Origin of the sequence: Paenibacillus tianjinensis, from assembly GCF_017086365.1 — a bacterium.
Lineage (GTDB): Bacteria > Bacillota > Bacilli > Paenibacillales > Paenibacillaceae > Paenibacillus_AQ > Paenibacillus_AQ tianjinensis.
In genome coordinates this window covers 4,438,436-4,459,447 of record NZ_CP070969.1, presented here as the reverse complement: position 1 = coordinate 4,459,447, position 21,012 = coordinate 4,438,436, and the positions used below count along the sequence as shown (strand labels likewise).

The 21,012-nt window shown below is 50.7% G+C and carries 25 protein-coding genes and 1 pseudogene; 19 read left to right on the top strand and 7 right to left on the bottom strand.

Annotated elements, in window-relative coordinates; genetic code table 11:
• The first annotated feature begins 17 nt into the window (after nucleotides 1–17).
• Both JRJ22_RS29800 and JRJ22_RS29795 read left to right on the top strand, forming a co-directional pair.
• On the top strand, nucleotides 18–431 hold the full coding sequence (locus JRJ22_RS29800; protein WP_408637847.1) for a pectinesterase family protein: 414 nt from the start codon (nucleotides 18–20) through the stop codon (nucleotides 429–431).
• Nucleotides 371–1,378, top strand: coding sequence for a pectinesterase family protein (locus JRJ22_RS29795; protein WP_408637846.1), 1,008 nt, complete (start codon nucleotides 371–373; stop codon nucleotides 1,376–1,378). The genes JRJ22_RS29800 and JRJ22_RS29795 overlap by 61 nt, the downstream gene beginning before the upstream one ends.
• A 73-nt stretch (nucleotides 1,379–1,451) precedes the next feature.
• On the opposite strand, the gene JRJ22_RS20865 is transcribed toward JRJ22_RS29795, so the two are convergent.
• Nucleotides 1,452–1,670 carry a hypothetical protein gene (locus JRJ22_RS20865; RefSeq protein WP_206101322.1) on the bottom strand — a complete coding sequence of 73 codons (219 nt, stop codon included), beginning with the start codon at nucleotides 1,668–1,670 and terminating at the stop codon, nucleotides 1,452–1,454.
• A gap of 155 nt (nucleotides 1,671–1,825) precedes the next feature.
• Here JRJ22_RS20865 and JRJ22_RS20860 point away from each other — a divergent pair, with 155 nt between their 5' ends.
• From JRJ22_RS20860 to JRJ22_RS20845, 4 genes are all read left to right on the top strand, one after another.
• On the top strand, nucleotides 1,826–2,356 hold the full coding sequence (locus tag JRJ22_RS20860; RefSeq protein WP_206101321.1) for a hypothetical protein: 531 nt from the start codon (nucleotides 1,826–1,828) through the stop codon (nucleotides 2,354–2,356).
• Nucleotides 2,357–2,439: 83 nt separating this feature from the next.
• Complete coding sequence (locus JRJ22_RS20855; RefSeq protein ID WP_206101320.1) at nucleotides 2,440–2,964, top strand: GNAT family N-acetyltransferase; 525 nt, start codon at nucleotides 2,440–2,442, stop codon at nucleotides 2,962–2,964.
• Nucleotides 2,965–3,008: 44 nt separating this feature from the next.
• Nucleotides 3,009–4,136: a DNA alkylation repair protein gene (locus tag JRJ22_RS20850; RefSeq protein ID WP_206101319.1), complete on the top strand. Its 1,128-nt coding sequence runs from the start codon at nucleotides 3,009–3,011 to the stop codon at nucleotides 4,134–4,136.
• Nucleotides 4,133–4,414 carry a Dabb family protein gene (locus tag JRJ22_RS20845; protein WP_206101318.1) on the top strand — a complete coding sequence of 94 codons (282 nt, stop codon included), beginning with the start codon at nucleotides 4,133–4,135 and terminating at the stop codon, nucleotides 4,412–4,414. Before JRJ22_RS20850 ends, JRJ22_RS20845 begins: the two co-directional genes overlap by 4 nt.
• Before the next feature lie 186 nt (nucleotides 4,415–4,600).
• Here JRJ22_RS20845 and JRJ22_RS20840 read toward each other — a convergent pair.
• Nucleotides 4,601–5,241: pseudogene (locus tag JRJ22_RS20840) on the bottom strand (manganese catalase family protein).
• A gap of 73 nt (nucleotides 5,242–5,314) precedes the next feature.
• A complete protein-coding gene (locus JRJ22_RS20835; RefSeq protein ID WP_206101317.1) occupies nucleotides 5,315–6,682 on the bottom strand; it encodes a metallophosphoesterase in 1,368 nt (455 codons plus the stop codon).
• Nucleotides 6,683–6,799: 117 nt separating this feature from the next.
• Between JRJ22_RS20835 and JRJ22_RS20830 the strand changes: the two genes are divergently transcribed.
• From JRJ22_RS20830 to JRJ22_RS20815, 4 genes are all read left to right on the top strand, one after another.
• Nucleotides 6,800–7,375, top strand: a complete 576-nt coding sequence (locus JRJ22_RS20830; protein WP_206101316.1) for a TetR/AcrR family transcriptional regulator — start codon at nucleotides 6,800–6,802, stop codon at nucleotides 7,373–7,375.
• A gap of 150 nt (nucleotides 7,376–7,525) precedes the next feature.
• Nucleotides 7,526–8,188, top strand: a complete 663-nt coding sequence (gene rnhA, locus JRJ22_RS20825; RefSeq protein WP_206101315.1) for a ribonuclease H — start codon at nucleotides 7,526–7,528, stop codon at nucleotides 8,186–8,188.
• Between the two features lie 66 nt (nucleotides 8,189–8,254).
• A complete protein-coding gene (locus JRJ22_RS20820; protein WP_206101314.1) occupies nucleotides 8,255–8,923 on the top strand; it encodes a uracil-DNA glycosylase in 669 nt (222 codons plus the stop codon).
• A gap of 31 nt (nucleotides 8,924–8,954) precedes the next feature.
• Nucleotides 8,955–9,359: a hypothetical protein gene (locus JRJ22_RS20815; protein ID WP_206101313.1), complete on the top strand. Its 405-nt coding sequence runs from the start codon at nucleotides 8,955–8,957 to the stop codon at nucleotides 9,357–9,359.
• 62 nt (nucleotides 9,360–9,421) lie between these two features.
• On the opposite strand, the gene JRJ22_RS20810 is transcribed toward JRJ22_RS20815, so the two are convergent.
• Nucleotides 9,422–10,522, bottom strand: a complete 1,101-nt coding sequence (locus JRJ22_RS20810) for an AI-2E family transporter (RefSeq protein ID WP_206101312.1) — start codon at nucleotides 10,520–10,522, stop codon at nucleotides 9,422–9,424.
• 197 nt (nucleotides 10,523–10,719) lie between these two features.
• Here JRJ22_RS20810 and JRJ22_RS20805 point away from each other — a divergent pair, with 197 nt between their 5' ends.
• Nucleotides 10,720–11,190, top strand: coding sequence for a general stress protein (locus tag JRJ22_RS20805; RefSeq protein ID WP_206101311.1), 471 nt, complete (start codon nucleotides 10,720–10,722; stop codon nucleotides 11,188–11,190).
• 37 nt (nucleotides 11,191–11,227) lie between these two features.
• On the opposite strand, the gene JRJ22_RS20800 is transcribed toward JRJ22_RS20805, so the two are convergent.
• Nucleotides 11,228–11,512 carry a hypothetical protein gene (locus tag JRJ22_RS20800; RefSeq protein WP_206105361.1) on the bottom strand — a complete coding sequence of 95 codons (285 nt, stop codon included), beginning with the start codon at nucleotides 11,510–11,512 and terminating at the stop codon, nucleotides 11,228–11,230.
• A gap of 280 nt (nucleotides 11,513–11,792) precedes the next feature.
• On the opposite strand from JRJ22_RS20800, the gene JRJ22_RS20795 reads away from it, so the two are divergent.
• The 6 genes from JRJ22_RS20795 to JRJ22_RS20770 all read left to right on the top strand — a co-directional run bounded on the left by JRJ22_RS20795 (nucleotide 11,793) and on the right by JRJ22_RS20770 (nucleotide 18,118).
• Nucleotides 11,793–12,563, top strand: a complete 771-nt coding sequence (locus JRJ22_RS20795) for a DeoR/GlpR family DNA-binding transcription regulator (RefSeq protein WP_232381208.1) — start codon at nucleotides 11,793–11,795, stop codon at nucleotides 12,561–12,563.
• A 32-nt stretch (nucleotides 12,564–12,595) separates the two neighbouring features.
• Entirely contained in the window at nucleotides 12,596–13,507 is a 912-nt protein-coding gene (gene pfkB / locus JRJ22_RS20790) for a 1-phosphofructokinase (protein ID WP_206101310.1), read from the top strand.
• A gap of 38 nt (nucleotides 13,508–13,545) precedes the next feature.
• Nucleotides 13,546–15,471: a PTS fructose transporter subunit IIABC gene (locus JRJ22_RS20785; RefSeq protein ID WP_206101309.1), complete on the top strand. Its 1,926-nt coding sequence runs from the start codon at nucleotides 13,546–13,548 to the stop codon at nucleotides 15,469–15,471.
• A 144-nt stretch (nucleotides 15,472–15,615) separates the two neighbouring features.
• The gene (locus tag JRJ22_RS20780; protein ID WP_206101308.1) at nucleotides 15,616–16,116 is read left to right on the top strand and encodes a Crp/Fnr family transcriptional regulator; all 501 of its coding nucleotides are present in this window, start codon (nucleotides 15,616–15,618) and stop codon (nucleotides 16,114–16,116) included.
• 333 nt (nucleotides 16,117–16,449) lie between these two features.
• On the top strand, nucleotides 16,450–17,121 hold the full coding sequence (locus JRJ22_RS20775; protein ID WP_206101307.1) for a YitT family protein: 672 nt from the start codon (nucleotides 16,450–16,452) through the stop codon (nucleotides 17,119–17,121).
• A gap of 202 nt (nucleotides 17,122–17,323) precedes the next feature.
• A complete protein-coding gene (locus JRJ22_RS20770) occupies nucleotides 17,324–18,118 on the top strand; it encodes a TIGR00266 family protein (RefSeq protein ID WP_206101306.1) in 795 nt (264 codons plus the stop codon).
• 108 nt (nucleotides 18,119–18,226) lie between these two features.
• On the opposite strand, the gene JRJ22_RS20765 is transcribed toward JRJ22_RS20770, so the two are convergent.
• A complete protein-coding gene (locus JRJ22_RS20765) occupies nucleotides 18,227–18,994 on the bottom strand; it encodes a class I SAM-dependent methyltransferase (RefSeq protein WP_206101305.1) in 768 nt (255 codons plus the stop codon).
• Nucleotides 18,995–19,121: 127 nt separating this feature from the next.
• Between JRJ22_RS20765 and JRJ22_RS20760 the strand changes: the two genes are divergently transcribed.
• Entirely contained in the window at nucleotides 19,122–19,820 is a 699-nt protein-coding gene (locus tag JRJ22_RS20760; protein ID WP_206101304.1) for a response regulator transcription factor, read from the top strand.
• Between the two features lies 1 nt (nucleotide 19,821).
• The gene (locus tag JRJ22_RS20755; protein ID WP_206101303.1) at nucleotides 19,822–20,841 is read left to right on the top strand and encodes a sensor histidine kinase; all 1,020 of its coding nucleotides are present in this window, start codon (nucleotides 19,822–19,824) and stop codon (nucleotides 20,839–20,841) included.
• Here JRJ22_RS20755 and JRJ22_RS20750 read toward each other — a convergent pair.
• Nucleotides 20,786–20,995, bottom strand: a complete 210-nt coding sequence (locus JRJ22_RS20750; RefSeq protein ID WP_206101302.1) for a hypothetical protein — start codon at nucleotides 20,993–20,995, stop codon at nucleotides 20,786–20,788. The genes JRJ22_RS20755 and JRJ22_RS20750 overlap by 56 nt on opposite strands.
• Between the last annotated feature and the right edge of the window lie 17 nt (nucleotides 20,996–21,012).

The window sequence follows — 21,012 nt, the reverse complement described above, 5'->3', positions numbered from 1 at the left end:
CCGGCATTGGAGAGGTGATGATCAGGAGTAACCGCTATGCCCGGCAGCTGGATGATACCGGAGAAGAACAGGGGACCTTTGCCACACCGACCCTATTTCTGGGGGGCAGCAGGCTGATTGTTGAGAATCTTATCGTTGTCAATACAGCGGGGCAAGGCCCTGAAATTGGGCAGGCGCTTGCCTTGTATGCCCACTGCGATGAAACGGTGTTCCGCAACTGTACATTTAAAGTAAAGGGCACCAGGACACTATTTTTACCGGCCCGCTGCCTGCGGCCAACAAGCACGGCGGCCCCTTTGGCGGTATTCCGCTGCAGGAGCGGCATGAAATCTGCCGCCAGCTGTACACGGGCTGCTATATCGAAGGAACGGTGGACTTTATTTTCGGCGGAGCAGCCGCCTATTTTGAGCATTGTGAAATCCGCAGCCTGAAGTCCACAAACGAAGGGTCGGGCTTCATAACAGCAGCGTCTACTCCGCAGGGGCAGAGCTTCGGATATGTTTTTGATGAATGTTATCTGACGGCTGCCGAAGGCGTATCCGGAGTGTATCTGGGACGCCCGTGGCGCGGTTATGCTAGGACAGAGTTTATGAATTGCCGGCTCGGATCCCATATTCTTCCTACAGGCTGGGATAACTGGGGCAATCCTGCCAATGAAACAACGGTCTGTTACCGGGAATATGGCATAGCTGATGATGATAAGCTGCGGGAGCGGCGTGTGCCTTGGGCTCTTTTACCAGGGGAGGGGGAGGCTTGCCGTCTAAAGCGCAGGTCTTTGAAGGGACGGAGTTCTGGAAATAGCTGCATAGCACAAGCCATTACCGGAAAGGAAGGTGGAGATCATGGAGCGCATAGGAGACGGTTGTTGTTCTATATCCTTAAGCATGCTCCGACCTGGGTCATACCCGTTATTACCGCCGATATTATTAATCATCTCAGCCGCCCGGACTTATTCAGTCTGCGTTGGCAATGGATCGAACTGGCGATTGTATCCGTTGTCATTGTGCAGAATATCCCGTCCACCTATATGCAACAAAAAGCGGACACATGCTGGTCATGTGTCCGCTTTGGTACGGTCGTGGTACCCGGGTCAGGCAATTATTCACTTATCCTTCCCGGATTGCTTGTTTTTCTCCCCTGTCAGGCTCTCCTGCACATTATCAACAATGCCTCCGACGATATCCTCTACCTTGCCGGTGGCACCCTCTTGCCCAAGCCTGCTGTGGTCAGGATCCGGAATCTGCTCAAATGCAGCTCCCCGTTCATCCTTGAACTTGTCCTTATCGCTCATGTCGCTCATCCTTTCCGGTCAGTAAAAGTTAGGATATGCCAGATGCGCATATACTATGTAACCAGTAAACCGGTCCGGAGCATTTGAACCAGGACACATGTGAGGTTATTAGAACCCAGAAGCAGGAAAATTCGCACGCAAAGGGAAGTATTACTAGGTGTTACGCCCGGTTATGCTGAAATTTCGTAATTTCCCGGTCATAATGCGAGACGGAGCCGTCAAAACGTTTTACACGCACATATTCTTCAGAGAACTTCTCAATAATTCCGCAGCCGACCTGGGAATACATTCCGTCAGGGTCTAGCTGCAGCGCGGATACAAAGGTCTGCGACATGGCGGCAACAAAAAAATCAATGTTTTTAACAAGTGTTTTCGGCATAAGTCCCGGTCCCCCCCGTTTAGTAGCTTGAATCCAATTTGCCCGAAAAAAGCTTTTCAATCATTTTACGACAGGCTGTATATTTTGAAAACAGGTTTATTTTGCAAAAGTGATGAAAACATAACAATTTGTATGAAAGGCAGGGAAGCGGGAAAATGAATGATGAATTTCTGCAGGCCCGTGAGCTGTTTGTCCGCTATTCCGGCAGCCTGGTTCAGATGCACCGTGAAGGTGCACTGAAGACCTATCAAGAGTACAACATCCCGAAGGAGACTGAGCAGCAGTGGCTCAAGGAGCTGGCGGGCGATTATCTGCAGCGGTTGTCTATAAGAGACTGGGAAGCGGTTGCGGGACTGGAGATACTCTCCAAACAATATCAGGACCCGGGGATCGTAGAAAAAACCGTGTCGTTCGCGGACCGCAACATCATGAGCGCAGACAGCATCGTCAGGCTGATGTATGCGGAGGGGCTGGTTGGCATTATCCGTGGCCATAAGCCGCTAATTTCACGTGAGCAGCTGTTCAGCGCCTGTCGCACGGCTGTACAGATACTGGAGGCGGTCATAGTCCAGCCGCTGGTGATCGACCCCGGTCATGAGCTGCAGCAGCTCCGGCTGAGGGACAAGCGAACGCTGAATAGCAGGGCGAAGAAAAGCATTGAAGAAGTGGAGAAGCTGCTAAATTAATGAATTTGGATGGCAGTGCATTAGTTGGATTTCTTCCCACTACAATTAAACGATATCAGTTATTGATGCGAGGAGAGCAGCGTATGCAGATTAGAACAGAAATGGTGAAGGATTATGAGCAGGTCTTCCAATTAAATGAGATTGCGTTCGGCAATCGTGAGGATGAAGCGAAGCTGGTTGAAAAAATTAGAGCCTCTGAAGAGTTTATTCCGGAGCTGTCCATAGTAGCTGAAGTGGCGGGAGAGATTGTCGGTCATGTCTTGATCAGCGGAGCCATGGTAATAGAGGATAACCTGGAACATCAGGTGATTGTACTGGCACCGATTGCGGTTCGTCCGGATTACCAGGGAAGAGGTGTCGGCGCACTGCTGATTGAAGAAGGGAAAAGACGGGCCTCGAAGCTGGGCTTCGGTGTAGTCCTGCTGATCGGATATCCCTCGTATTATCCCAGATTCGGTTTTGTACCGGCGAGAGCCCATGGGCTGGAGCTTCGGCAGTTCCCGGTGGAGGATGATGTGTTTCAGGTATGTGAGTTATATGATGTCCGGAAGAGATTTTCCAAAGCTGACAACGAACATGACACAAGGCTGTCCAGTTCTCCATGGTAAGCTGCATCCAGAAGGTCTGAAGAATCAGCAGGAGGAATGAACTCATGGCGGAACCATTAAAAGCAATGTACAATGAAGAATTTCTGCGGGGCTTAGGCATGAAGCTTGCCCGGGTGTATAGCGCATTCAACACAGAGGATTTCGTCTCGGCGGCGATGAAGGGGCCATGGGAGGAGCTGGAGCTGAAAGCCCGAATGCGACGGATTACGGAGACGCTGGGGGCTTATCTGCCTGCGGATTACGAAGAGGCGTTGTCGGTTCTGTATGCGATAGACAGGGAATGCACTGGTTTTCCGTACCTGATCTTTCCCGATTTCGTCGAGGTATACGGGCAGGGGGACAAGCACTGGGAGCTGTCGATGGCAGCGCTGGAACGTTTTACGCCGGGATCGTCGGCTGAGTTTGCCGTCAGGCCGTTTATGCTGCGTGATCCGCAGCGGATGATGGCTCAGATGCAGGTCTGGTCGCGCCATGACAATGAGCATGTGCGGCGGCTGGCCAGCGAAGGCAGCCGGCCACGCCTGCCTTGGGGTCAGGCGCTGCCGATGTTCAAGCTTGACCCGTCTCCGGTCCTTCCGGTGCTTGAGCAGCTGAAGGCGGACCCTTCGCTGTATGTGCGCAAAAGTGTTGCCAACAATCTGAATGACATCGCCAAGGACCACCCGGATGTGGTCTTAGACATCGCACGCCGCTGGAAGGGTGTTAGTGAACACACGGACTGGATTGTGCGGCATGGCTGCCGCTCCCTGATCCGCCAAGCAAACCCGGAGATTATGGCTTTATTCGGGTATGCGGACGAGGCGGAGGATATGCCGCTGGTGGCTGCTGCCTCTCTGACTGTAGATCCGACTGTGCTGCACATTGGCGACAGCTGCGAGCTGCGCTACAGTCTTTCGGTCCGTGAAGGTAATCCGGTGCGTATCCGGATTGAATACGGCATAGACTTTGTGAAGGCGAAAGGGAAAACCTCACGCAAGCTGTTCCTGCTGTCTGATAAGACAGTGCCGGGAGGTTCGAGACTATCAGCGGTACGGACGCACCGCTGGGCAGATTTGACGACCCGCCGCCATTATCCGGGAGAGCACCGGATGACGCTGCTGGTGAACGGGCGTGAGGCCGCATCAGTGCTGCTCCATCTTGAAGCTGATGAAGCAGGAGGTAGCGGAAGATGATCATTAATAATTTAATGATTAAACTGAAAGAACGCAGTCCTGAGAGTATTGCTGCCGCAAAAGACAAGCTGCTCAGCATGCAAGGGAAAATTGAGTACATTCGGGACTTGCGGGTGGAGACGGATATCCGCAGCGGTGCTTACGATCTAATGCTGATTGTTCAATATGAGACGATTGAAGACCTCGAGGCTTATCTTATCCATCCTGTTCATGTTGAAGTATCCGGATATATTACCGGTGTGCTGGAATCGGCGGCGTCTTTTTGCTATGGAACCTAGTTCTTTTTTGCAGAATCTGTATTGAAGGAAGAAGGATGATGCGGCCATTGCTGCCTCTGTTTTCGCTGCTGCTCGTGTTTTGGCTTGCCGGGTGTGAGGGGAATACGATCGATCGGTAGGCGGGTATGAATGAAGCAATAAAAAAGGGCGTCCTGCACAGGCAGGTGCCCTTTTGCTTTATATAAGCTAGTCCGTAATGTTACCGGCCATTTTAAGCCGTTTGGCTATTTCCTTAAAGTCCTCGGCAGAAATGCCGGGTGCGAACTCTTCTTTGGATTCCGGGGCTTCAGGAATCGGTACGCCCTTTGGTGCGCCGGCGATAACTTCAAGCGGAAGCCCGTCCTCAGGATGTGTGCCTTTCCAGATCTGGTCAATGGAGCTGAAATCCTGGTCACTCCAGGTGTATAGCTTCGTATGAACGCCTTTTTTCTCGTATTTCCTGGCTTCGGTGAAGGATTTATTGCTTAATGACGGAACCGGCACCAGCTTGGTCATATTCACGCCTGTAGCGATTTCCAGCGCCTTGGCGTAAGCGACAACATGGACGCGCGGACCAGCAGGAAGCCGACGACCGCGCGGGCAGCCGGATGATCGGTCATTTCAGTTCCACATGCCCAGCTCCTCAGCGGTAATACTCATCACCAGATCGTAGAAAGGCTTCAGCTTTTCTTTGGAGCGGAAATTAAAGGACTGGTACAGATAATTGTTGAGGGTGGACATTTCTCCGAACTTCCCGCCTAAAAGCTCCTGTACGGCTGCTCAGCATTCGGGTCCGGCTTCTCGACATCGGGGATCTCAATCATGATTTCATCCATGCGCTTGAACATTGATTTGTTATCCTCCTTTGAGCCTATTGAATTATTCTGCTCGACCCTACTTAAACGTAATTCACGCTACACCCTACCGTCCGGTTAATTTTACTTGCAGGTGATGATTATCTTGTTGTTCCAGCTGTGCCATGCCCATAACATAACTCCGTAATCTACTTGCAGGTGCGTCTTGCCAGAGATTGTATCCTTCCGAGGCAAGAACGGCTGCATGATTCGAATCCGCTATCCCGGCAAAATAAATTTTATTAAGCTTTCCGACAACGTCAGCCATGGTTTGGAGCTGGGTGGACGTATAGTTGGCATACCTGCTGTCCTGTGATAAACGCACGTAGCTCCGGTCAGCGGACAGCTTCCGGAATGCCTCTTCGCTGTAAGTATTGAAGTGAAGCAGATTTGAATCTGTGCTTCCTGCTGCTTTTGCCCACAGCTCCACGTTCAGGCTGGAAGTACTATAATCTAGCGTCTGACTTGCGGGAGAATAGTTTAGAACTCCATATTGATACGGGTAGACGGAGAGCGCGCTTTCAGCAATATCATAGATTTCCGTACCTTTTGCACTGTGCTTGCGGATATCCTGGATATGGATGTGTCCGCTGAACACGGTGGTAATGCCGCTTCGGACAAGCCTTTGGATGACCTGATTATTGTCATTAATCGTGAAGCCTTCCTGAATGAAATCACTGTGATCCAGCAGGCTGTGATGCATGACTGCAATGATACGGGCCCCGTTGTCTGCCGCAAGCCTGCCGCATTTATCGATCCATTTCAGCGTGGAGGCAGACAGCTGACCGTCCAGCTGAGGGTGGCCCAGTTTTTTATTACTCCGGTATTGGCTGGAATCGAGCATCAGGAGCCACAGGTCATCCGAAGGGGCAGCCAGGTAACTAAGCGAATCTTTATCCGATAACACCGCTTCATCATAACCGAAAGCGCCGTAAATGCTGCGGAATGCTTTGGGGGAGACGGAGTCTGCAGGGATTTGCCGCTCTCCTTCGAAGCTCCGGGCCCAAGGGTTCTGCACATCGTGATTACCGGGAATCACATAGACCTGCGTACCGGTGCGCTGCTCAACAGACTGCAGGTGTTTGGCTAATTCATGATGGCTGGCTTTTTCCCCGTTAAAGGTCAGGTCTCCGCTGATAATGACTGCCGCCGGCTGCTGAAGTCCGATATCGTATTCCAGGGCATTCAGGGTTTCGTCGCTGTAGGTGACCTGTTTACCGTCCCCGGCAGCCAGAAAACGGCTGAAAGCCGGGCCGTTATCCGTTAATCCAGGGGATAAATAATGTGTATCTGTTGTCGTGAGAAGTTTTATATTCTGGCCGGACTGAATCCGGAATACCGGATTTTGCTCTGCTGCCTGTCTGCTGCATGACAAGAGAATGAGCACTAAAGACAGCAGGATCCATAGAAGCAGCCGGCGTACTGGCGAATGCATCGCTGCACCTCATTTCTTGTGGACAAAGTTGTGTTGAAGTGATGAAGTTCACGATTATGAGTAATATTTACCGAACGTTCTATAAATGGTAAAATAGCACCAGAAAGGAGCATGATTATGGCTAGAAGCAAGGAGTTTGATGTTGACAACGTACTCGGAAAGGCAATGACGATCTTCTGGCAGCAAGGTTATGAGAAGACCTCCATGCAGGACCTGGTTTCCGGTATGGGGATCCATAAACGAAGCATGTACGATACCTTTGGCGATAAGCATACTTTATATATGAAAGTGATTGACCGTTATGCGGAAATCTTTTCTTCCAAGATGGAGAACCGGGTGGAAGGGCTGTCCTCCGCGAAGGAGGCTATCCGGCTGTTGTTTGAAATGGCCATACTCCGGGAAGAGATTGAACCGAAAGGGTGCCTGCTCGTCAATACTGCGGTGGAGCTGTCCAATCTGGATCCGGACGCGGCAGCCAAAGTGAATGAGGCCTTTCTGTACACCGAGCGGCTCTTCGAGCGTTTGCTGTGGCAAGGACAGGAGAGCGGAGAGCTTCAGCGCAGCTATGAACCGGCTGATATGGCAGCTTATCTTCACAACGTGCTGGTAGGCTTGCGGGTTATGGTCAAAACAACACAGGATCGGGGCAAACTGCAGAATATCATCGATACTGCGCTCAAGGTGCTGGATTGAACAGCCCGCCATAGTATGAGCCCTACCATAATTAATTATCCGGCTTTCCTCCGGGCTGCAGGCAGTCCCAATAAATGCACTTCAATCTGGACGCGGTTTCGATTACAATATTCTTCTGATGAATTTTTGGCGGCAGGGGGTGCAGTAACGATGGCAAAACAGAAATATTATGTAGTATGGGAAGGCAAGCAGCCGGGTGTATATAGCACTTGGGCAGAATGCCAGGCCCAGACCGATCATTACACAGGGGCTAAATACAAGTCCTATGAGTCTAAGGCAGCAGCCGATACCGCCTACAAGGCAGGCTGGAAAGGCAATTGGGGAACCGGTGCTGCAGCATCCGGCGGTGCTAAGGGCAAACCGGCAAGCTCGTGGAGCCGGAGCGCTTCCGTTCCGACATCGGCAGAGATTGATTACGACAGTATCTCTGTGGATGTCGGTACCCGGGGCAACCCGGGTCCGGTTGAATATAAGGGCGTGGATACCCAGACCGGGGATATTATCTTCTCCTGCGGCCCGATTAAGAAAGGCACGAACAATCTTGGAGAGTTCCTGGCGATCGTCCACGCACTGGCGCTGTTGAAAAAAGAAGGCAGCAGCAAAACCGTTTACAGCGATTCCGTCAATGCCATGAAATGGGTCAAGCAGAAGAAGGTGGCCACAACGCTGGCGCGGGATGCTTCAACAGAGGAGATCTGGACGCTGATCGACCGGGCCGAGAACTGGCTGCGGACGAATACCTATGATAATAAGGTCCTGAAATGGCAGACCAAGGAGTGGGGCGAAATCAAGGCGGATTACGGGCGGAAATAGTACCCGCAATACTGGGTAATAAAACATATAGATGAATATCAGCAAAGAAGCGGGAGGAGATCGGGGATGTTCGGCAACGATTGGGATGAGGTGCTGCAGCAGGAAACTGAGAAACCCTATTTTCAGGAGCTGCTTAATGCGTTAGATACGGAGTACGAACAATATACGGTTTACCCGCCGAAGGATTTGCTGTTCTCGGCACTCAAGCTGACGCCTTACAGCAAGACGCGGGTCGTTATATTGGGACAGGACCCCTATCACGGAGCGGGCCAGGCTCACGGGTTAAGCTTTTCAGTGAAGCCCGGGGTGCGGATTCCGCCTTCACTGCGCAATATATATCAGGAACTGCATAACGATACCGGTGTAACCGTTCCGAATCATGGCTCATTGCTGCATTGGGCCGAAGAAGGCGTGCTGATGCTCAATACAGTCTTAACTGTACGTGAAGGACAACCCAATTCTCATAAAGGACTGGGCTGGGAGACATTTACCGGTGCCATTATGGAGAAGCTGAATGAACGGACAGAGCCGGTCGTGTTTATCCTCTGGGGCAGCCATGCCCAGCAAAAAGGGGCCAACATTGACCGGAGCCGTCATAAAATCATTCAGTCTCCGCATCCTAGTCCGTTCTCCGCACATCGCGGATTTTTAGGCAGCCGGCCTTTTTTACAGGCCAATCAATATTTGGAGTCACATGGTTTGAAAGGAATAGATTGGTCCATACCGAATGTATAGGTAGCTAGGACACAGCGAAGGGGGTGGAGCAATGAAGCATTGGGTAGGCAGACCTGTCATTATGTATTGCGGCGAACCGCCGTATACGATCATGAAGGGCGTGCTGCGCAAATGGGACCCTGCGGCTTCGGTGGCCGTTATCGGCCATCAGGAAATTGCTGTACCTTTTCGTGACATTGTGTTCATAAAGGCACTCGCTCCCAAAGAGAGAGCTTTGCCCCCGGTTCTACACTCCGTCGGATACGTCATGAGAGAACGGCAGCAGTTTGACAACGCAGTTTATTTTAAATCAGCGGTAACCGTCTGGAGGGGGGATCAGCTGATCGCGTATAATTCGATCATCATCTCGCATACCAAAGGCTCGGTTACCCTCCAGGACGGACAGAACCTGATGAAAGGCTCACATCTATTTGTGGTCCGTTCCCTGCGCGGCTAAGCAGATCCACTAACAAAAGGCCGTGCCCTCCGGAAGGAGCGGCACTGCCTTTTTTATTTTTCCTATAGCTTCTCCTCTGGGGTGATTTGAATTTCCTCCACCCTTTCTGCAATGACAATCTCGTAGATCCGCAAAAAGATGATTTTGGCAATCATGTAGACCGGCAGAGCAATCAATACCCCGATAATCCCGAAGAAGTCTCCACCCACCAGCACAAGGACAACAGTGGTTAGCGGATGCACATCCAGCGATTTACCGTAAATGATCGGAGAGAGTACATTATCCTGAATTTGCTGGGCAATGACTATAATAACGAGCGACCAGATCGCCATTGATGGAGATTCGATGAATCCGACGATAACCACCGGAACAGCGGCAAGCAGCGAACCGACATATGGAATGAAGTTAAGCGGTATAGAGATGACTGCAAGCAGCAGTGAATAGGGCAATCCGATAATTAAAAAACCGATATACAGCATGATGCCCAGGACAACATTCAGCAGCACACGGGTAACGATAAAACCGCTCAGCGCACTGTCAATATCCTCCAGAATAACCTGGCCCTCCTTGCGGTATTTCCGTGGAATCAGACTTTGCAGAATCGGCGAAAGCTTATGCCCGTCCTTGAGCATGTAATACAGGATGACCGGCAGCGTGGCTATAATAACGACAATGCTGGAGATGACGCCGATAAGATTGGACATGGAGTTGGTTACCCAAGTGACGCCATTGCTCAAATACTCGGAGACTCTCACCGAAAGATCGGTATCCCCTTTGAAAAAGCGCGAGAAGGTAGGATCGCTCTGCAGCTTGGTGAATTGATCTTGTATTCCTTGGACAAGGTAAGGCATATTATCGATAAAATTCTGGAACTGCTCGCGCAGCGTTGGCCAGACGAGGATCCAGAAGAGCACGAACAGGCCGATGAACACGAGATAGATTAACAGAATAGACAGTGCCCGGTTCAGATTATGCTTCTCCAGAAACTTTACTAGAGGCCTCAGCAGATAATACATGAACCCAGACAGCATCATTGGCACCAGCAGCAGATTTAGAATCGCCAGCACAGGATTAAACAGAAAAAATACCTTGGAGCCCAGATAGAGAATCGTTAAGAAGGCGATAATGGACAGACAGGTCCGAAAATACTTACTTTGCAGCATAGCAGCACCTCCTATTTCTAATAACACATTATGTATCCGTTAGGATCATGGATGTCTAGTAACATAATCCCGATTCTATCTTTATAACCGAATTGCTAGTGATTGATTCAGCCGGGTGATGCATCCAATACCCCCCCTGTCCAGGTTTAAGCGGTAAAATAGGCGGTTAATATCGCAATAATAGGAGGGGATTGCAGATGACTACACTGGTTATTGGGATATTCGGGCACAGGAGCGATGCTGCGCTTGCTATCGAGTCCTTGCGTAAAAGTGGAATTAAAGCGAAGCAGATCTCAGCCGTCACGAAACAGAAGAATACGCTGGAGATCATCAGCCAGGATACCGGTATTGGAAAAACGGAGAGCGGAAATGGGAATTCGGGCTTGTTCGGAACCGCCCGGGAGATTGGGGTGGGGCTGGACATGATCGATGATACCGCTGTGGCCGCAGGACCGGCTGCGCGCAAGCTGGCAGGGGCTGACCTGGAAGGTGATGGCCTTATCGTCAGCCTGATTAGTATAGGAATTCCTAAGCAGGATGCCGCACGGTATGCGGAGCATGCTGAACAGGAGCATATTCTGGTCATCGTGAATGTTCCGGAGGATCAGCGCAAGCAGGTTAGTGAAATCCTGGAGCAGCACCAGACCCTTCCATTGGAGTCCGTATAACAGGCTTTTGAGGGAGTACAGCTGCCTATAAAAAACATCAGCGCGGTGGACGGGATTTCCGTTTCATCGCCTTTTTTCGTGATTGAATAAACAGATCCGGCGCCAGATCTACCTGTCCCCCGGTTTCCTTATTGACTTCTTTTGCCTTGACGAGTGCTAAGAAAGCGAAGAATTCTCCCAGAACGGAAAGTCCGGCAGCAATAATCTCATAATCGTCAGCTGTCAGCTCTGCAGCTTCAACCGGATTTCCGTTGCTGGCGGAGCTACTGCTGCTTTTGCTATTGCTCTTGCTGCTGCCGTTCCCGTTATTGTTATAGGCCATTTCCTGTTCACCCGCTTTTCGCCATATGTATTATAAAATATGTCATTGTCTACATAGATGAGATAGGCAATCAGGAGGATATTTCCAGCGAAGAGCCGGATGCGCATTTGTGATTAAAAAAGCGCTTTACAGACCTTGAAAACGCTGTTAAAATCATAAATGAGCACAAATGATCAATAACGAGCATGGTGATCCAAGCAAATGAGCAAAATTATCAATAGTAAGCATAGATGATGCATGGCTGGCGGAATATAAGCCCGCGCACTGCATCCAAGGAGTGATGGATGTGCTGTTTGAAGAGGAAAGAAAACGCAGCATTGTGCAGTTCGTGGAGCAGCAGACGAGAGCATCCGTGCAGGAGCTCAGCCAGCAGCTTGGCGTCTCGGAATCGACGGTCCGCAGGGATCTGAAGGAGCTGGAGGAAGCAAGGCTGCTGAAGCGGACACACGGCGGAGCAGTTTCGCTGCAGAGTGTTAACTTTGAGGCCGCATTTCCGGACAAGGAAGACCGGTTCCAGGAGGAGAAGCTGCGGATAGCCCGCAAGGCGGTCGAGCTGATTCAGGAAGGAGACGCGATCCTGCTGGACGGAGGAACGACGACCCTGCAGATTGCCAAGATGCTGAAGGGCTTCTCTAATCTTAAGGTCATTACCAATTCGATTATGGCGCTGAACGAGCTGAAGGATTGCCGGAATATCGAAGTGTCGATTACCGGGGGCATGCTGCGGCCGGATACAATGGCTTTTGTAGGCCCGATGACGGAACGTTCCCTGGAGATGGTACGGGTGGATAAAGCCTTTCTCGGTACGAATGGACTTGATCTGCACGACGGGATTTCCACCCCGAATATGCTGGAGGCGGCCACGAAGCGCAAAATGATTGCCGTTGCCAAGCAGGCCATTCTGCTGGCGGATCACAGTAAGATCGGGCAGGTCTCCTTTTGCAAAGTGGCTGACCTGCAGGATATCGATCATCTCATCCTGGATTCGGACACGCCGGACAGCTTTATCCGCGGGCTCGAAGCACTGGATGTAGACTTTACCATCGTCTGAGATCAAGTAAACCACAATAATGAGGGATGAAAATGATATATACAGTGACACTCAATCCTTCCATTGACTATATCGTGGAAGTTGAAGATTTGAGGCTCGGCAGCTTAAACCGAATGACACGTGATCTGAAACTGCCGGGCGGCAAAGGGATCAATGTGTCGCGCGTGCTGAATCAGCTCAAAGTTAGAAATACGGCGACCGGCTTCCTTGGCGGGTTCACCGGACAGTTCATTGAGGACTGGCTGCAGAAAGAAGGCACTTCCAGCGATTTTGTTCCGGCCTGTGGCGACACCCGGATCAATATCAAGCTGAAATCCGGCGAAGAAACCGAGATCAACGGAGCCGGACCGGACATCAGTATGGAAGAAGCCGATGCACTGATGAACAAGCTTTATAATCTCAAGTCCGGAGATATCGTTATCATGTCCGGGAGCATTCCCCCGTCGCTTGGCGAGAGCTTTTATAACAAGCTGATCGGAGTATGCAAGGAGCAGGGGGCGGATTTCGTCATCGATACGACCGGTCAGGCCTTGAAGCAGGCGCTTATCCATGGTCCGCTGCTCGTCAAGCCGAATCATCATGAACTTGCCGAATTGTTTGGCGTGACGATCAGCACCAGAGCGGAAATTATCACTTACGGACGTAAGCTGCTGGAATCGGGTGCGCAGCATGTGCTTGTATCCATGGCAGGTGAAGGAGCGCTGTTCATTTCAGAGCAGGGGGTGTTTTATGCGAACGCGCCGGCAGGAAAGGTGAAGAATTCTGTAGGCGCTGGGGATTCGATGATTGCCGGGTTCGTGGGTACGTTGTCCAAGACGGGGAATGTGCTGGAGGCATTCCGCACAGGTGTTGCATCGGGAAGTGCGACTGCATTCTCTGATGACTTAGCGGACGGGGAGCTTATTGAGCAGCTTCGGCCGCAGATTCAAATTACACAGTTATAAGCAAGTGGCATTCATAGGAAGATAGGGAGCTGATAAACATGAGAATTACAGACCTGTTAATAAAAGATACAATGATCATGAACCTGCAGGCTACAACGAAGGAAGCGGCGATTGATGAACTGATCGCCAGTCTTGCAGCCAACGGACGGATCAATGACACGAAGCTGTTAAAAGAAAAGATTCTGGCGCGTGAAGCCCAGTCCAGCACGGGGATCGGCGGAGGGATTGCAATGCCTCATGCCAAGACAAAGGCGGTCAATGAAGCAACCGTAGTGTTCGCCAAGAGCCGCGCCGGTGTCAATTTTGCTTCACTGGATGATGAACCGGCTAAACTGTTCTTTATGATTGCAGTTCCGGACGGGGCTGGAAATATGCACCTGCGCACCTTGGCTTCGTTGTCCAGGTTGCTGATTGAAAGCGAATTCATAGAAGCGCTCATGAATGCAGGTACACCGGATGAGGTTGCTGCCCTGTTTGATGCCAAGCAGGCAGAGCAGGAAGCTAACGAGCAAGCTGATGCTTCTTCAGAAGCTGCTACAACAGCTCCTGCGCGGGTCATTACCGGTAATCCGGCTTCCTCAAGCTTCGTTGTCGCAGTAACAGCTTGCCCAACAGGGATTGCCCACACCTTTATGGCAGAGGATGCCCTTAAGAAAAAAGCGCTGGAAATGGGCGTTAATATCCGTGTGGAGACTAACGGCTCCGAAGGTGCGCAGAATGTGCTGACTGCGGATGAAATCCGCCGGGCCAGCGGTGTTATTATTGCCGCCGACAAGAATGTTGAAATGGCCCGCTTCGCCGGCAAGCCGGTGCTGCAAAGACCGGTCAGCGACGGCATACGGAAGCCGGAAGAGCTGATCAGCAAGGCTGTAAAGGGCGATGCTCCGATCTACCGCAGTGAAGGACGCGGCAATGATGAAGCTTCGGCTGTAAAGTCCGGCAGCATCGGAAGTAAAATTTACAAGGACCTGATGAACGGTATTTCGCATATGCTCCCGTTCGTAGTCGGCGGAGGTATTCTGCTGGCGATCTCCTTCCTGATTGAGCAGGTGGCCAGCGTTGACAATCCGCTGGTGAAGCTGCTCCAGACAATCGGCGGCGGAGACGGTGCGTTCCACTTCCTGATCCCGATTCTCGCCGGATTTATCGCGATGAGCATCGGCGACCGGCCGGCGCTCATGCCAGGGATGGTAGGCGGTATCATGGCCCTGAATTCCAACGCTGGTTTCCTCGGCGGTCTGGCAGCAGGTTTCCTCGCTGGTTACGTGGTCGTTGGCCTGCGCAAAGCTTTTGCCGGATTGCCGCGCACCCTTGACGGACTGAAGCCGATTCTGCTCTACCCGGTGTTCTCCCTGCTGATTACAGGCGCCGTAATGTTCTACCTGTTTGATCCAGTCTTCAGCTGGCTCAACGAAGGACTCATTGATGCACTGAACAATTTGGGTACCGGAAACATGGTCCTTCTGGGAATTATACTTGGCGGAATGATGGCTATTGATATGGGCGGTCCCTTCAATAAAGCAGCATATACCTTTGCAATCGGGGTATTTACCTCAAGCGGCAATGAGAACGGATTGATGATGGCAGCTGTTATGGCAGGGGGGATGGTTCCTCCGCTGGCCATTGCATTGGCAACTACGCTGTTCAAGAATAAATTCACGGAAACCGAACGTAAATCCGGTATCACCAACTATGTGCTTGGATTATCGTTTATCACGGAAGGCGCGATTCCTTTTGCTGCAGCCGATCCGCTGCGTGTCCTGACTACCTGTATCTTAGGCTCAGCCGTAGCCGGTGGACTCACTCAGCTTTGGCATATTAACGTCCCTGCACCGCACGGCGGGATTTTCGTGGCCGCTCTTTCCAGCAATGCGCTGCTGTTCCTGCTGGCCGTTCTGATCGGTTCTGTCATCTCCGGTCTGGCCTTTGGACTATGGAAGAAGCCGCTGCAGGCTAAACAATAAATCTCATTAATCACAATAAAAAACTGCGGGACATCAGACACCTTTCTGCTGCCCGCAGTTTTTTGTTGTAGTCTGCTGCATTTTTCAGGCGTATTTCTGTATAATGACCAATATATATAAAGTGAAGCTAAAGGAGAGAGCGAGATGATTCTGCATAAAGGGGAAGCCTTGTTCCGACAGGGAGACAGCTGCGATTATCTGTATCGGGTGAAAAGCGGGCTGTTTAAAGTAACAAGGCTGCATGAGAACGGGAATATGGTGCTGTTTAACCTTCTGTATCCCGGCGAGACCGTTCCCCACCATTCCCTCATTTCGCCAAAGGAGGCGCATGGAACAGCTGTCGCGATGATGAAAAGCGAGGTTGAAGTCATTCCGGCTGCGGAATGGTACCGCGAGCTGCGTGAGAATCCGGGGAAAGTCATGGAGATTGCACTTCTGCTCCAGGAAAAGGTGCGTTTTATGCAGACGCGGGTAGATCATCTTACAGTTGGATCGCCGGCTGAGCGGATGGATCTGCTGACCCGCTGGATGAATGAATATGCGCATGGCGCACAGCTAACAGATCTGTTAACACAGGAAGAAATTGGCCAATTGATCGGCGTCCGGCGAGAGACAGTCAACCGTTTGCTGCGTAATCAGGAATAGCCGCAGATTTTACACAGTTCGTGAATTATTTTACTGGAAAAATGTTTAGAGAGTACCTGCGGCGTGGTATAATCTATTCAGAACTTATTAAATTAGAGAAAGGATCAGGATACCATGTGTCCCCGAAGGACGATTCCCCAAAGGACGATTTGGAAACGTTATGATCTGTCTTATACTTAGCTTCCCTGTAGAATGTGCGTACGTTGTTCATTGACGAAGCCGCCTCTCACAAGGGAAGGGAGTATTGTATGCGAAGGAATAGCTCCTCTGGTATGACCCTCGTAGAGGCACCGGTGACGTCTAAGCCGCCATCTACGATAAGGGGAGACCTGTATGAGGAATCACAACAGTGGCACAAGTTTGCCGCTACGACTCACCGTTATTTTGTCCGGAACTTTGCTATTAGCGTTTACTTATTATCACATTAATTATCAGAATCATTTGACCGAGGGCGGGTTTGTCGGCCTGGCACTGCTCGGCAAATACGTTTTAGGAATTTCGCCTTCATTATCTACACTACTCTTAGACATTCCAGTACTTCTAATCGCAGTGATATTCAAAGGAAAATCGTTCGTGGTCAACACCTTCATCTCCGTAGGAGCCTTCACGCTGTTCTATGGACTGATGGAACGCTATTCCGGATGGGTGATCAACTTGCAGGATAACTTGCCGCTTGCGGCGTTGTTGTCCGGTGTACTGACAGGTCTAGGAGCGGGATTGGTCCTGCGCGGCGGCGGGGCGAGCGGCGGTGATGATATCTTATCGCTGCTGATCAGTGAATGGAAGGGAATTAAGGTAGGTACTGTATTCATCCTGATGGATGTCATTGTTCTGGCCTTGTCGCTTTTCTACATGCCGGTTAAGGAGACGCTGTATACGGTGATGGCCGTGGTAGTTGCCGGTTATGTAATCACCTTTACCACTTCTTTCGGCAGAGCGAAGCTGAGCAAAGTGCCGAAGCTTCAACCGAAGCTGGGCAAGCCGCACGATGGTACAGTGATGTGAATAATGCAAAGTTAACCCTGTGTCACAGGGTCCATGATGAGAGGCCAGCTGGATTAGATTCCGGCAGGCCTCTTTTTGTTTCTTTTTTCATTGATAATCAGGAACCGTCCCTCTGCACTGAACGTATATATCTCATTCAAACATCATAGAAATGCAGGAAGTCTGGGAGCTGTACTCAACAAACACTTAGGAGGAAACAGGAATGAGTGCTCACGAAATCGATTATGTCATTATGGGTGAAGAAATTCAGTGTGTAGAGGTGCAGCTTGATCCCGGAGAGAGCGTAATTGCGGAAGCGGGCAGCTTTATGATGATGGACCCGGAGATCACCATGGAGACAATTTTTGGCGACGGCTCGGGTTCCCAGCGTGGGAGCGGGCTGATGGGTAAGCTGATGGGCGCGGGTAAACGTATACTGACTGGAGAAAGCCTTTTTATGACCCTCTTTACTCACACCGGGGGGTATGGACGGAAGAGTGTAACCTTTGCCGCCCCTTATCCGGGCAAAATCATCCCGCTCGACCTGCAGCAGTATAACGGGAAGATCATCTGTCAAAAGGATGCGTTCCTCTGTGCAGCCAAAGGGGTGTCTGTGGGGATCGAATTCCAGCGCAAGCTGGGCGTAGGGTTCTTCGGGGGGGAAGGCTTTATTATGCAAAAGCTGGAGGGAGACGGCCTCTCCTTCGTTCATTCCGGTGGTTACGTAATGGAGCGGACCCTTCAGCCAGGGGAGACCATTAAGCTTGATACCGGCTGTCTGGTCGCTATGACTTCATCGGTGGAGTACAATATCGAATTCGTCAAAGGTGTAAAAACAGCGCTGTTCGGCGGTGAAGGCCTGTTCTTCGCCACCCTGCGCGGACCGGGCAAGGTATGGGTGCAGTCACTGCCGTTCAGCCGGATGGCAGACCGCATTCTGTCTGCTGCAGGCAATTCTGGACGCAAGGAAGAGGGCAGCATCCTCGGCGGCCTGGGCAATCTGCTGGACGGCAGATAGCCTGCAACAAGTTAATCAGCCGTTCCTACCGGATTGAACCGGAAGGACGGCTTTTTACTTTGTGAGGACAGCAATATGGAGTTATTAATGAATCGAAACGGGAACAACTCATTTTCTGGCTAAATACAAGTCGATAGTATCATAGACACTTAGTACATCTCCAAAATTCATAATGGCTTCTTTAATCTCAGCCTCCAACCCTTCTTTTGCAGCGGATGGCATACTTCTATGGTCTGAATAAGAATTCAATAATGCGATATAGTCGGCCGAAGGAAATCTTCTGGTTAAATGATATAACTTAAACACAACATTCCTAAATCCATAACCTTGAATAGTCTTTAAGATGTAATTATATCGTTCAGTGTCATTTTCAATTATTTTGGTATTAGCAGGTCTGTATTTTTGATATATGCTTTGAATGTTCTGATGTAATTCGTCATTTTCCCGTGCTACAAACGGCCGGTTCCAGAATAATGCCAGTGTTCCATTGGTTTTCAATAATTTAGAGACTTTTGGATAACTTGTTGCTTCAGGAATCCAATGAAATGCAGTGGCGGAATAAACTAGATCTACACTGTCATCCGGATATTCAAATTCCTCAAAGGCAGTGTTGCATACCGTGAAATTTTTATATTCCTGAAACTTTAATTTTGAGTACGCTGCGAGGTCTTTTCCTAATTCAATTGCCGTTAATTCACACCCCGTGTTCAAAAAAGGCCTTGTTGCCTGACCGGTTCCAATCCCTATTTCAAGTGCCTTTTTACCCTGCCCAATTTGAGAATACGCCATAATATCTTCGAATAATTCTTCGCAATAGGTGGGTCTCCATTTGTCGTAGTTCTCCACATCCTCATTAAATGTTAATCGTTTATCCATAAAGAATCATCCTCCTATGTAAAAAACTACTAAAAGAGTATACCTCATATTTGACTAGCCTGCAGGGACTGTATATATTATGGGCAACCCCCTTGGCTTACGCTAAGGATGCAACCGGAGGCCTCCTATGTTCAAAATATTCATTATTGAGGATGACCAGGGTCTGGTAACCCTGCTTCAGAATTATCTTCATAAGTTCGGCTATGAGACGCAGGCGGTGCGCAATTTTGATGCGGTAAAAGCGGAGTTTGAGCAGTATGCGCCGCATCTGGTCCTGCTGGATGTGAATCTGCCTAAATTCGACGGTTACTACTGGTGCCGCCAGATCCGCGGGATTTCCACCTGTCCGATTCTGTTCATCTCTGCCCGTGACGGTAAAATGGATCAGGTCATGGCGCTGGAGAACGGGGCGGATGATTATATTACGAAGCCGTTTGATTATGAAATTGCCTTTGCCAAAATCAAAAGCCATCTCCGCCGTGCCTACGGCTCCTATGCCGCGGGGAGCAATGAGCGCAGCCTGAGCGTTTCCGGACTGATGCTAGATGTAGAGCGGCTGGTTCTGTCACGCGGCAGCGCAAAGGTTGAGCTTAGCCACACCGAAGCGAAAATTCTCGATGAACTCATGCAAAAAGCCGGCACAATCGTCACACGCGACCGGCTGCTGGAGAAAATCTGGGATGAACAGGCGTTTGTTGATGATAATACGCTGAATGTCTATGTCACCCGGGTACGCAAAAAGCTGGCCGTCCTGGATATCCAGGATGGGCTTCAGACCGTCCGCGGTCAAGGCTACCGGTTAACGGGAGACTGGGGGGAAGCGTAGGATGAAGCTGTTTTTGCGGGAACAGACGCCGCTGATCATAGTCTACATAGCCCAATTGCTGATCATCACACTCATATACCGCCTGGACGGCGGAAGTGCGGTAGAGGTGAGCCTGTATGCGGGGCTGCTCAGCACTTGCCTGCTGCTGGGATATCTGGCTTACCGTTATCTTAGCAACCGCTCCTTCTATGAGCGGCTGCAGTCGCTGCCGGGCTCGCTTGATGAATCAGGCGGTCCCGCCCAGAGCTCACCGCTTGCCGACAGCCTGCGCACACTGCTGACCCAGCAGTTCCGGCTCTATCAGAATGATCTGCACAGCTACCGCCATAAGCTGGAGGAGCATATCCATTTCATTAACCAGTGGGTGCATGGCATGAAGACACCGCTCTCGGTCATCCATCTGATCATACAGGACAAGGACGGACCTCCATTCACCGCAATCGGCGACGAGTTGGACCGGCTGAAAAAAGGGCTGGATACGGTGCTCTACACCGCCCGGCTGGATACGTTTGAGCATGATTTTTACGTAGAGCAGCTGAAACTTGCAGACATTGTGCGCAGTGTGACTTCAGAGCAGAAGCGGCTGTTCATCCGCAAACGGGTGTTTCCGGCCATTTCCGTAGACAGCGGCATCACGATTACTTCTGACGAGAAATGGCTGACTTTTGTACTGACCCAACTGATCACCAATGCTCTGCGTTATACAGTAGAGGAAGGCAGATTTGTACATTTTCATGGTTATGCAGAGGAGCAGGGGAGAGTCACGCTTGAGGTGCGTGATGAGGGGGTAGGTATTCCCCCCGGTGACCTGCCGCGGGTATTCGATCCGTATTTTACCGGTGTGAACGGGCGAAGCTTTCAGGAATCAACCGGGATGGGCCTTTATCTAGTCAAGCAGATCTGCGGCAAGCTGGGGCATGAGGTGGAGATTTCCTCTGAGGTGGGCAAGGGGACGGCGGTACGGATTATTTTTTCGGGACACACGGTGAATGGTAGCGCAGGATCAGGAGAACGACGGTAGAAACAACGGTGAGGGACATCGTATTCGTAACCAGAAAAGCCAAGCTGTTCCCGTCAGCAGCCAAGCTTACCGCGTAAGCCTCCATCAGCCCGATACCCAGCAGCATCAGCAGATAGGCTCTCAAGCAAATATGCTGGATAAACAAATATAACAAGAAAACCCGCCATCCCA